General features: G+C 66.3%; 11 protein-coding genes. All 11 read left to right on the forward strand.

What is annotated here, in order from left to right:
* On the forward strand, positions 1-904 hold a 904-nt coding region (locus tag VF497_RS01250; RefSeq protein WP_330885470.1), incomplete at its 5' end, for a UDP-N-acetylmuramoyl-L-alanyl-D-glutamate--2,6-diaminopimelate ligase.
* A complete protein-coding gene (locus tag VF497_RS01255) occupies positions 904-2,277 on the forward strand; it encodes a UDP-N-acetylmuramoyl-tripeptide--D-alanyl-D-alanine ligase (RefSeq protein WP_330885486.1) in 1,374 nt (457 codons plus the stop codon). The genes VF497_RS01250 and VF497_RS01255, both read left to right, overlap by 1 nt.
* Positions 2,267-3,349 carry a phospho-N-acetylmuramoyl-pentapeptide-transferase gene (gene mraY / locus VF497_RS01260; protein ID WP_330885472.1) on the forward strand — a complete coding sequence of 361 codons (1,083 nt, stop codon included), beginning with the start codon at positions 2,267-2,269 and terminating at the stop codon, positions 3,347-3,349. Before VF497_RS01255 ends, mraY begins: the two co-directional genes overlap by 11 nt.
* Position 3,350: 1 nt before the next feature.
* Complete coding sequence (ftsW, locus tag VF497_RS01265; protein ID WP_330885473.1) at positions 3,351-4,544, forward strand: putative lipid II flippase FtsW; 1,194 nt, start codon at positions 3,351-3,353, stop codon at positions 4,542-4,544.
* Complete coding sequence (gene murG, locus VF497_RS01270; RefSeq protein ID WP_330885475.1) at positions 4,541-5,608, forward strand: undecaprenyldiphospho-muramoylpentapeptide beta-N-acetylglucosaminyltransferase; 1,068 nt, start codon at positions 4,541-4,543, stop codon at positions 5,606-5,608. The genes ftsW and murG overlap by 4 nt, the downstream gene beginning before the upstream one ends.
* Positions 5,605-7,080, forward strand: coding sequence for a UDP-N-acetylmuramate--L-alanine ligase (gene murC / locus VF497_RS01275; RefSeq protein ID WP_330885477.1), 1,476 nt, complete (start codon positions 5,605-5,607; stop codon positions 7,078-7,080). Before murG ends, murC begins: the two co-directional genes overlap by 4 nt.
* A complete protein-coding gene (locus tag VF497_RS01280) occupies positions 7,080-8,024 on the forward strand; it encodes a D-alanine--D-alanine ligase (RefSeq protein WP_330885479.1) in 945 nt (314 codons plus the stop codon). Before murC ends, VF497_RS01280 begins: the two co-directional genes overlap by 1 nt.
* Positions 8,021-8,800 (forward strand): cell division protein FtsQ/DivIB, encoded by a 780-nt coding sequence (locus VF497_RS01285; protein ID WP_330885481.1) that lies wholly within the window; start codon positions 8,021-8,023, stop codon positions 8,798-8,800. The genes VF497_RS01280 and VF497_RS01285 overlap by 4 nt, the downstream gene beginning before the upstream one ends.
* Complete coding sequence (gene ftsA / locus VF497_RS01290; RefSeq protein WP_018972760.1) at positions 8,797-10,035, forward strand: cell division protein FtsA; 1,239 nt, start codon at positions 8,797-8,799, stop codon at positions 10,033-10,035. Before VF497_RS01285 ends, ftsA begins: the two co-directional genes overlap by 4 nt.
* A 197-nt stretch (positions 10,036-10,232) precedes the next feature.
* On the forward strand, positions 10,233-11,414 hold the full coding sequence (ftsZ, locus tag VF497_RS01295; protein ID WP_330885484.1) for a cell division protein FtsZ: 1,182 nt from the start codon (positions 10,233-10,235) through the stop codon (positions 11,412-11,414).
* 375 nt (positions 11,415-11,789) lie between these two features.
* Positions 11,790-11,900: UDP-3-O-acyl-N-acetylglucosamine deacetylase (locus VF497_RS01300; RefSeq protein ID WP_330885488.1), on the forward strand; the 111-nt coding region annotated here is incomplete at its 3' end.

Below are 11,900 nucleotides of genomic sequence, written 5' to 3' on the forward strand. Positions count from 1 at the left end.
GGTGAACGCGGTGACATTCGACGTCGCCGCGTTCACCAATCTGACTCGCGACCATCTCGACTACCACGGCACGATGGAAGCCTACGGCTCGGCCAAGGCGAAATTGTTCGCCTGGCCGAACCTGCGTGCCGCGGTGATCAATGTCGACGACGCCTTCGGTCGCGAGCTGGTCAAGGATTTGCCGGCATCGGTGCAAGGCTTGAAGTACGGTGTCGACAACGCCGTGGCCGACATCGTCGCGACCAACGTGCGCACGAGCGGCGACGGCCTGCATTTCCATCTGCACACGCCATGGGGCAAGGGCGATATCGCGACGAAGCTGCTCGGCCGCTTCAACGTCGCCAACCTGCTCGCCGTCGCCGGCTGTCTCGGCGCGCTGGGCTACGATTTCGCGCAGATTCGCGACGCGCTGACCAACGCGCAGCCGGTGATCGGTCGCATGAATCGCCTCGGCGGCGGCGCCGCGCCGCTCGTTGTCGTCGACTATGCGCACACGCCCGATGCGCTCGAACAGGCGCTGACGAATCTGCGCGCGCACTGCGAAGGTCAGCTGATCTGCGTGTTCGGTGCCGGCGGCGAGCGCGACCGCGGCAAGCGCCCGCAGATGGCGGCGATCGCCGAACGCCTCGCCGATCGCGTCATCGTCACTGACGACAATCCGCGCAACGAGGACGGCGATGCGATCGTCGCCGAGATCGTCGCCGGTTTCGCGCATCGCGACGCACGTATTGTCATTCAGCGCGACCGCGCGCGAGCAATTGCGCTCGCGCTGCGCGAGGCGAGGCCGGGCGACGTCGTGCTGATCGCCGGCAAGGGCCACGAGCCCTACCAGGAAATTGGCGGCATCAAGCATTCGTTCGACGACCTCGCCGTCGCGCGCCACGCGCTGGAGGCACGCGCATGATCCTGCGCCTGTCCGAAATTGCGCTGTGGACGCACGGCACGCTGAGCGGAAAGGATCTCATGGTCCGCGGCGTCGCCACCGACACGCGCGAGGCCATGCCGGGGGCGCTGTTCGTCGCGCTCAAGGGCGACAACTTCGATGGTCACGATTTTGTCGAGAAAGCGAAAGAGGCAGGTGCAGTTGCGCTGCTCGTCGCAAGGCCCGTCGCGAGCGAACTGCCGCAGGTCGTCGTCGCCGACACTCTGCTTGCGCTCGGCGACCTCGCCAGCCACGCGCGCGCGCAGCAGCGTGCCCGCGTCGTCGGCATCACCGGCTCGAACGGCAAGACCACGGTGAAGACGCTGGTCGCTTCGATCCTGTCGCTGCACGGCAAGACCCACGTCAACGCGGGCAATTACAACAACGAGATCGGCCTGCCGCTGTCGCTACTGGCGATGCCGGACGATACGCAATATGCCGTGCTCGAGATGGGCGCGGGCAAGCCGGGCGACATCGATTATCTCGCCGCCATCGCGCGGCCAGAAATCGGCCTCGTCAACAACATCGGTCCGGCGCATCTTGAACGCATGGGCTCGGTCGAGGGCGTGGCCGAGACCAAGGGCGCGCTGTACGCCTCTCTGCCCGCACACGGCGTGGCCGTGATCAACGCCGATGAGACATTTGCAACATTGTTTACAAGTATAAACCGGGCCGGACGCAAGATCCGCTACGGCCTTGAACAGCCTGCCGACGTGAGTGCGGAGATCCGCAAGCTCGGCGCCGAGTCGCGTTTCATGCTGCGCACGCCGGTCGGCGATGTCGACGTCGTTCTGCCGCTGGCCGGGCGCCACAATGTCGCCAACGCGCTCGCTGCGGCGTCGATCGCGCTCGCGCTCGATGTGCCGCTGGCGACGATCAAACAGGGATTGGAAACCGCCCCCGTGGTCAAAGGCCGCCTCGTGCGTCATGCGATGCCGGGCGGCTGGACCCTGATCGACGACAGCTACAACGCAAATCCGGCCTCGACCGCCGCTGCGATCGCGACGCTGGTGCAGGAACCCGCGGAGGCGTGGCTCGTACTCGGCGACATGCGCGAACTCGGCACACAGGCGCGCGAGTTGCATGCGCAGGTCGGCGCGCTGGCCAAGAAGAGCGGCATCGCCTGGCTGTACACGGTCGGCGAGTTGTCGCGGGCCGCGGCCGCGGCGTTCGGCGAAGGCGCACAGCATTTCGCCGATCAGGAATCGCTGACGCGCGCACTCGCGGCGGAAGTGCGCGCCGGCGTCAACGTACTGGTCAAGGGCTCGCGCGGTTCGGCGATGGACCGCATCGTGCACGCCTTGCTCGAGGCGAACGGCGGCAACGGCAACGGAGGTGCGCGCCATGCTGCTTGAACTCGCCGAATATTTCCGCGGCAGCCTCAATGCGCTGCACCTGTTCCAGTACCTGACCTTCCGCGCGATCATGGCGACGCTGACCGCGCTCGCGTTCTCGCTGCTCGCAGGCCCCGCGGTGATCCGCAAGCTCGCCGAGATCAAGGCCGGCCAGGTCATCCGCAGCGACGGCCCGCAGTCGCACCTGTCCAAGGCCGGCACGCCGACGATGGGCGGCGCACTGATCCTGCTCGCGGTCGCTCTGTCCACGCTGCTGTGGATGGATCTGAACAACCGCTACGTCTGGATCGTGCTCGGCGTGACGATCGCGTTCGGCGCGATCGGCTTCTACGACGACTACAAGAAGATCGTGCTCAAGAACAGCGCCGGCCTCGCCGCGCGCTGGAAATACTTCTGGCAGTCGGTGTTCGCGCTGCTCGTCGCGGTCGCGCTGTATCGCACCGCGCAGACGCCGGCCGAGACCTCGCTTTACGTGCCGCTGTTCAAGCAGGTCGTGATTCCGCTTGGCGTGTTCTTCGTCGCGATCGCCTACTTCATGATCGCCGGCTTTTCCAACGCGGTGAACCTGACCGATGGCCTCGACGGTCTCGCGATCATGCCGAGCGTGCTGGTGGTGACCGCACTTGGCGCGTTCGCCTATCTCGCCGGCAACAAGGTGTTCTCCGAGTATCTCGGCATTCCGTCGATCCCTGGCGCGGGCGAGTTGACGATCTATTGCGGCGCGCTCGCCGGCGCTGGCCTCGGATTCCTGTGGTTCAACGCCTATCCCGCGCAGGTGTTCATGGGCGACGTCGGCGCGCTTGCGATCGGCGCCGCGCTCGGCACGCTCGCGGTGATCGTGCGTCAGGAGATCGTGCTGCTCGTAATGGGCGGCGTGTTCGTGATGGAGACCGCTTCGGTGATGCTGCAGGTCGCGAGCTTCAAGCTCACCGGCAAGCGCATCTTCCGCATGGCGCCGATCCATCACCACTTCGAGCTCAAGGGCTGGCCCGAATCGCGCGTGATCGTGCGCTTCTGGATCATCAGCGTCGTGCTGGTCTTGATCGGTCTCGCCACGTTGAAGGTGCGTTGAGATGGCTCAAGCAAAGCGCATCGACGAAACCCTCGGCAAATACGACATCGGCCTGGTCGTGCTCGCCGGCGCGCTCGCTGCGTTCGGCCTGATCATGGTCGCGTCGAGCTCGATCGCGATCAGCCCGGGCGGACCGTTCTATTACGCGATCCGCCATGCCGTGTTCCTCGCGCTCGGTTTCGGCATCGCCTTCATCGTCATGCGCACCGAACTGGAATGGTTCGAGCGCAACGCGTTCCTGCTGCTGTTGTTCGCGGTGCTGCTGCTGCTGCTCGTGTTCGTGCCGGGGCTCGGCGTGAAGATCAACGGCGCACGCCGCTGGATCCGTCTGGGCATCTCGAACTTCCAGTCGGTCGAAGCGGTGAAGCTGTTCTTCATCGTCTACCTGGCCAGCTATCTCGTGCGCCATCAGGAAGCCGTGCAGACCAAGCTGTTCGGCGTGATCAAGCCGATCGGCGTCGCCGGCGTGCTCATCGTGCTACTGCTCGCGCAGCCGGACTTCGGCTCGTCGGCGCTGATCATTGCCGTCACCGTCGGCATGATCTGGCTCGGTGGCGCGCGCATGCGCAACCTCGTCTATCTGTCGATTCCGCTGCTGCCGGTGATCGCCTGGGTGGCGACGACCTCGGATTACCGCGTCAAGCGCCTGACTTCGTTCCTCAATCCCTGGGCTGATCCGTTCAAGGACGGCTTCCAACTGACCCAGGCATTGATCGCGATCGGTCGCGGCGAGTGGCTCGGCGTCGGCCTCGGCGGCTCGGTGCAGAAGCTGCACTACCTGCCGGAGGCGAATACCGATTTCATCCTCGCCGTGATCGGCGAGGAATTCGGTTTCGTCGGCATCGTGCTCGTGTTGGGCCTGTTCGCCCTGCTCGTCGGCCGCGCGCTGACGATCGGCATGAAGGCGATCGAACTGCGTCAGCGCTTCGCCGGCTACTGCGCGTTCGGCATCGCGCTGTGCATCGGCCTGCAGGCGCTCGTTTCGGTCGGCGTCAACATGGGCGTGCTGCCGACCAAGGGCCTCACCTTGCCGCTCATCAGTTCTGGCGGCTCGAGCGTGATGATGACCTGCGTGATGATCGGTTTCCTGCTGCGCATCAGCTACGAGGTCAGCCGCGCCGAGCGCATCCGCGACGCGAGTCTGGTCGAACCGCGTGACCTGATCGGCGGCATGCCTTCGGGAGCAACCGCATGAGCGCCGCACCCGTGCTGATCATGGCCGGCGGCACCGGCGGCCACATCTTCCCCGGCATCGCCGTGGCGAAGGAGTTGATGGCGCGCGCCGTGCCCGTGCTCTGGCTCGGTAGCGAGGGCGGGCTCGAGACCAGGCTCGTGCCGCAGGCCGGCATTGAATTGAAGACAATCGCGATTTCGGGCGTGCGCGGCAAGGGCGTCGCCAGCCTGCTTGCGGCGCCGTTGAAAATCTGTCGCGCCGTGATCGCGGCATGGAAATTGATCGGCGCCGCGCGCCCGCGCAGCGTGCTGTCGATGGGTGGTTATGTTGCCGGCCCCGGCGGCATCGCGGCCTGGCTGCGCGGAGTGCCGCTGGTCGTGCATGAACAGAACAGCATCGCCGGCACGACCAATCGCATTCTTGCGAAATTTGCGAAACGCCGCCTGTGCGGATTCGAAGGCGCGTTGCCGCGCAGCGAGTGGATCGGCAATCCAGTGCGTGCCGAAATCGCTGCGCTCGCGCCGCCCGCCGAACGTTTCGCCGCGCGCGCCTCATCGGCGAACCTGCTCGTGCTCGGCGGCAGCCAGGGTGCGCGCGCACTCAACAGAGTGTTGCCCGCGGCGCTGGCGGCAATGCCTGAATCCGCGCGTCCGATGGTGCGCCACCAGTGCGGCGCGAAATTCGCCGACGAGGCGCGTGCGGCATATGCGCAGGCGGGTGTCGAAGTGAGCATCGAGCCGTTCATCGACGACATGGCCGCCGCTTATGCGTGGGCCGACTTCGTCGTCTGCCGCGCCGGCGCGTTGACGATCGCCGAGCTGTGTGCGGCAGGCGTCGGTTCGTTGCTCGTGCCGTTCCCGTTTGCGGTGGATGACCACCAGACGCGCAATGCGATGTGGATGGTTGAACATGACGCCGCTGAACTGGTACAGGAAGGGAAACTCGATGCCGCATTCCTGGGCAAGCTCCTGCGCATTCGTGAGAGCCGCGTTTTGCTGCTGAAGGCGGCTGAGGCGGCACGTGCCTTGGCCAAGCCGCGAGCTACGGCAAACATCGCCGACATTTGCCTGGGGGTGGCCGCATGACACCGCAGGTCGCTCACACCACCTCGGACTGGATCCGCGAATCCTCGCGCCGTGTGCACTTCGTCGGCATCGGCGGCGCCGGCATGAGCGGCATCGCCGAGGTGCTGCACAACCTCGGCTACAAGGTCACGGGTTCGGACAAGGCCGACTCCGCGGTGACGCGGCATCTGTCCGCGCTCGGCATCAAGATCTACAAGACGCACAAGGCGAGCAACGTCGACAAGGCCGACGCAGTCGTCGTCTCGAGCGCGATAAAGGCCGACAATCCCGAGGTGCTCGCCGCGCGCGAACGCCGCCTGCCGGTGATGCCTCGCGCCGAGATGCTCGGCGAACTCATGCGTTTCCGCCGCGGCATCGCCGTCGCCGGCACGCACGGCAAGACGACGACGACCAGCCTCGTCGCTTCGGTGCTCGCCGAAGGCGGGCTCGACCCGACCTTCGTCATCGGCGGCCAGCTGCTCGCCGCGGCCACGCACGCGCGTCTCGGCACGGGCGACTATCTCGTTGCCGAGGCCGACGAGAGCGACGGCTCGTTCCTGATGCTCAATCCGGTGATCGCGATCGTCACCAACATCGACGCCGATCACCTCGAGAACTACGGCGGCGATTTCGCCCAGGTGAAGAAGGCGTTCGACGACTTCCTGCATCGCCTGCCGTTCTACGGCGTGGCCGTGCTTTGCATCGACGATGCCGAAGTCGCGGAACTGGCCAAGACGACGACGCGGCGCATGCTGACCTACGGCACGCACAAGAGCGCCGACGTGCGTGCGAGCCGCATCACCCAGGACGGCGGTCGCATGCGTTTCGACCTGCATCTGCCCGAACAGAAGAAAGCGCTCGCGGTCACGCTCAACCTGCCGGGCCTGCACAACGTCAAGAACGCGCTCGCGGCGGCGGCGGTGGGCTGGCAGCTCGGTGTCGATGCGAAGTCGATCGCTGCGGCGCTGGAGAACTTCCAGGGCGTCGGCCGGCGCTTCCAGATGCGCGGCGAGATCGTGCTCGGCGGCACGGGCAAGAGCAAGGGCAAGGCGCTGCTCGTCGACGACTACGGCCATCATCCGCGCGAACTCGCCGCCGTGTTCGCGGCTGCACGCGGCGGCTGGCCGGAGCGCCGCCTCGTCGTCGCATTCCAGCCGCACCGCTACACGCGCACGCGCGACCTGCTCGACGACTTCGCCAATGTGCTCAGCGACGCCGACGTGCTCGTGCTGACCGAGGTCTATCCGGCCGGCGAGGCGCCGATCGCGAATGCCGACGGGCGCGCGCTCGCGCGCGCGGTGCGCGCGCGCAACAAGGTCGTGCCGGTGCTCGTCGAGCATCCGCGCGATCTGAAAACCATGCTGCCGGGGCTGCTACGCGACGGCGATCTCGTTCTCGTCATGGGTGCGGGCGACATCGGCGCGGCAGTCGGCGAATTGGCCGCTCTGGCTCCGGCCGAGGCGAAGAAATCCAAAAATGGAAAAGTAAAGTAATGCGCATCACGGATGCCAAACAATTCGGTCGCGTTGCCGTCGTCATGGGTGGCGACAGCGCCGAGCGCGAAGTCTCGCTGAACTCAGGCCGCAACGTGCTCGATGCGCTCAAGGCGCGTGGCGTCGATGCGCAGGCGATCGACGGCATCCCAGCGTTGCTGGACGCGTTGCGCGCCGGCCATTTCGCGCGCGTGTTCAACATCCTGCACGGCGGCGGCGGCGAGAACGGCGAGCTGCAGGGCGCGCTGCAGTCGCTGCGCGTGCCGTTCACCGGCTCGGGCGTGCTCGGTTCGGCGCTGTCGATGGACAAGACGCGGACCAAGCAGGTGTGGCTGTCGCTTGGCCTGCCGACACCGCGCTACCAGGCGCTGCCGCGCGGAGCGGATGTGCACGCGGCCGCGCGCGCGGTCGGTTTTCCGCTGATCGTGAAGCCGGCCTGCGAGGGTTCGAGTGTCGGCGTGACGCGCGTGTTCGCCGAAGCCGACCTCGACGGCGCGGTGGAGCTCGCCGAACGCTATCACGGTGACCTGCTGATGGAGACGCTGATCGAAGGCGGCGGCGAATACACCGTCGGCATCCTCGGCCGCGAGGCGCTGCCGACGATCCATATCGTGCCGAAGGGCGCCTACTACGACTACAACGCCAAATACATCGCCGAGGACACGCAATACATCTGCCCCGGTCTCGACGGCGCGGCGGAGGCCGAAATGCGCGCACTCGCGCTCGCGGCGTTCGACGCCGCGGGCTGTTCGGGCTGGGGCCGCGTCGATGTCATGCGCGATGCGCAGGGCCGCAACTGGCTGCTCGAAGTCAACACCGCACCCGGCATGACCAGCCACTCGCTCGTGCCGAAGGCGGCGCGTGCGGTCGGTATCGAGTTCGAGGAACTCTGTTGGCGCATTCTGGAAACGAGCTTCGACGGCGAGGCGGGACACCACGCATGAACCGCACTGTCCTCAAATTGTTCGCCTGGGTGATCGCGCTGAGCCTGATCGGCCTGCCGGTCATCGGCGTGCTCAACGGTTGGTTCGCGCAGGAGCGCTGGCCGATCCGCAACCTGCAGGTCGAGGCCGAGTTCAACCACGTCGGCGCGGAACAGATCCGCGCGGCGACGAAGAATTATCTCGGCACGGGGTTCTTCGCGATCAAGCTCGACGACGTGCGTGCGGCGGTCGCGGCGCTGCCGTGGGTCGAGCGCGTCGAGGTGCGCAAGCGCTGGCCCGACACGCTGGAGATGCGCGTGCTCGAGCAGCAGCCGTTCGCGCGCTGGGGCGACAAGCAACTGGTCGGTCGCAACGGAGCGCTGTTTTCCGCGCCGGGCACCGAGGCGATCCAGGGCTTGCCGCAGCTTTCTGGTCCCGATTCCGCGCTCGCCGACGTGATCGATTTCTACCAGAAGACGCTGACCACGCTCAGCGGCAGCGGCCTCGCGCTGGCCGGCGTTTCGCTGTCCGCGCGCGGCAGTTGGGCGATCAGCCTCGTCGACGGTTCGGAAATCCTGCTCGGTCAGCGCGACATCGACGAGCACCTGCAACGCTTCCTCGACGTGTTCCCGCGCCTTGCCGCCGGCCGCGCCACGAACACGTTCGCGCGCGCCGACCTGCGCTACGCGAACGGCTTCGCGATCCGCTGGTTCGCGGCCGTGCCGTCGTCGGGCCCGGCTCCCAATCCAGACAAACCCGCCACGCCGGCCAAGCCGGCGGCGCAGAGACCCACATGAAGCACAAAGCCGAAAAATCCCTGATCGTCGGACTCGATGTCGGCACCTCGAAGGTCGTCGCGATCGTCGGCGAATATGCGCCCGGCGAACCGGTCGAAATCATCGGCATCGGCTCGCATACCTCGCATGGTTTGAAGCGCGGCGTCGTCGTCGATATCGAGTCGACCGTGCAGTCGATCCAGCGCGCGGTCGAGGAGGCCGAGCTGATGGCCGGCTGCGAGATCCGCTCGGTGTACGCCGGCATCAGCGGCAGCCATATCCTCGGCCGCAACTCGCACGGCACGGCGCCGATCCGCGAACGCGAGGTGACCCAGGGCGACATCGATCATGTACTCGATGCGGCCTGCGCGGTGGCGATCCCGGCCGACCAGCGCGTTCTATATAAAGAGCCGCAGGAGTTCGTCATCGACGGCCAGGAAGACATCCGCCATCCGATCGGCATGAGCGGCGTGCGCCTCGAGGCGAACGTGCACATCGTCACCGGCGCGGTCAGCGCGGCGCAGAACATCACCAAGTGCGTGAACCGCTGCGGCCTGCAGGTCGACGATCTGATTCCGGGCGCGATCGCGTCGAGCAAGGCGATTCTCGTCCAGGACGAGCGCGAGCTCGGCGTCTGCCTCGTCGACATCGGCGCGGGCACGACGGACATTTCCATTTTCACCCAGGGCGCGATCCGTCACACGGCCAGTCTGCCGATCGGCGGCGACCAGGTGACCAACGACATCGCCCAGGGTTTCCGCACGCCGACCGCGCATGCCGAGGAGATCAAGGTCAAGTACGCCTGCGCGCTCGCGCAGCTCGCGCATGCCGAGGAGACGATCCAGGTGCCGAGCGTCGGCGATCGCCCGCCGCGCCGTCTTGCGCGGCAGACGCTGGCCGAGTGGGTGCAGCCGCGCTACGAGGAACTGTTCGGCATGGTCCAGGCCGAGCTGCGCCGCTCGGGTTACGAGTCGCTTGTCGCCGCCGGCATCGTGCTGACCGGCGGCGGCTCGAAGATGGAAGGCGTCATCGAACTGGCCGAGGAAGTGTTCCACCTGCCCGTGCGCGTCGGCCTGCCGCAGCACGTGACCGGTCTGGCCGACGTGGTCAGCAACCCGATCCACGCGACCGGCGTCGGCCTGCTGCTCTACGGCAGCCGGCAGGACGGCATGACCCGCACGACCGGGAGTTCGGTGGCCGGCAACGTCGGCAACTTCTGGGGCAAGGTCAAGCATTGGGTGAAGGGAGAGTTTTGAACAACACCCAGCCCTCTCGTTAGGAAGGGCTGGACCAAGAGAAAAGCGGTGCGCAGGAGCGTGCCGCGGATCCGAAACGGATCCACTCCACGGCGGCACATGTGCCTGTCCGTCGCGGGGCCGGAGCAGCGCGGAGCGCCGCAGCCGGTGATCGATAACTACATCAAGCAACACGCCAACTAGCGGAGGTAAGGGAAATGTTTGAACTGGTCGAAAAACTCGCACCGAATGCGGTCATCAAGGTCATCGGCGTCGGCGGCGGCGGCGGCAACGCGGTCAGCCACATGGTGTCGTCCAACATCGAAGGCGTCGATTTCGTCTGCGCGAACACCGATTCGCAGGCGCTGAAAAAGACCGGCGCGAAGCTGACTCTGCAGCTCGGCGGCAACGTGACCAAGGGTCTCGGCGCAGGCGCGAATCCGGAAGTCGGCCGTCAGGCCGCGCTGGAAGATCGCGAGCGCATCGTCGAGCTGCTGCAGGGCGCCGACATGGTGTTCATCACCGCCGGCATGGGTGGTGGCACCGGTACCGGCGCGGCGCCGGTCGTCGCGCAGCTGGCCAAGGAACTCGGCATCCTCACGGTGGCGGTGGTGACCAAGCCGTTCCCGTTCGAAGGCCGTCGCCGCATGCAGGTGGCGATGAAGGGCATCGAGGACCTGTCCCAATACGTCGACTCGCTGATCACGGTGCCGAACGAGAAGCTGCTGAGCGTGCTCGGCCACGACGTGACCATGGTTTCCGCGCTCAAGTCGGCCGACGACGTGCTGCTCGGCGCGGTCCAGGGCATTTCCGACCTGATCACGCGGCCAGGTCTGATCAACGTCGACTTCGCCGACGTGCGCACGGTGATGTCCGAAATGGGCTTCGCCATGATGGGCACGGGCATCGCCCGCGGCGACGATCGCGCCGTGGCTGCGGCCGAGGCTGCGATCAACAATCCGCTGCTTGAGGACGTCAACCTGTCCGGCGCCTGCGGCATCCTCGTCAACGTCACCGCGGGTCCGAACCTGACCATGCGCGAGTTCGACGAGATCGGCCAGGTCGTCCACCAGTTCGCCTCGGAAGATGCGACCGTGGTCATCGGCACGGCGATCGATCAGGAGATGCAGGACAACGTCCGCGTCACCGTCGTCGCCACCGGTCTCAACCGCAACGCGGCGCGCCAGCACGCGCGTCGGGAAGAGCCGATGGTTGCGACCCGCCCGCACCTGGTCAAGCGCACGGGCACCGACAACATGCCGGTGTACGACGACTACATTCAGCCCGTGCGCACGTCGCCTGCGCGCACGATGGCGGCCGCTGCGGAAGCGGCGCCGATGGCCGATGCCCAGGTCGACTATCTCGACATCCCCGCGTTCCTGCGCCGTCAGGCGGACTGACGCGCGAGCGCTACCTCGGCAGGGGAATTGCCGGGGCCAGACTGCAGGGATGCCGTGGAAGCCCGTTGCGCGTGCGCAAATGGGCGTCCATGCAGCCCCGATTCCCGGCAGTCCCTGCCGGAATGACGGGCAAGCTCCGCGCAGAAGGCACCTCGTTACGCGACGGCACAGTCGCGTAACGAATCCTTAACGGCATTTCGCGAAGCCCGGTTGCATCGGGTTTACGCTGCTACCATCTCTTGGACGACATGATCGAAGTGTTGTGTTCTTGCAACACGCGTCGGATTTTTACCTCGTTTTACTTTCCGCGGCAGTATCCCTGTGTTAGGATTCGTGCCGTTTTTGTCCGCTCCTGCCCCAGGGGTCATAAGAAAAATGATCAAACAACGTACGCTCAAAAATGTCATCCGGGCGACGGGTGTTGGTCTGCATACGGGCGAAAAGGTTTATATGACGCTGCGTCCTGCGGCTGTCGACACCGGCATC

The sequence above is a fragment of the Rudaea sp. genome (assembly GCF_036383415.1).
Classification (GTDB): domain Bacteria; phylum Pseudomonadota; class Gammaproteobacteria; order Xanthomonadales; family Rhodanobacteraceae; genus Rudaea.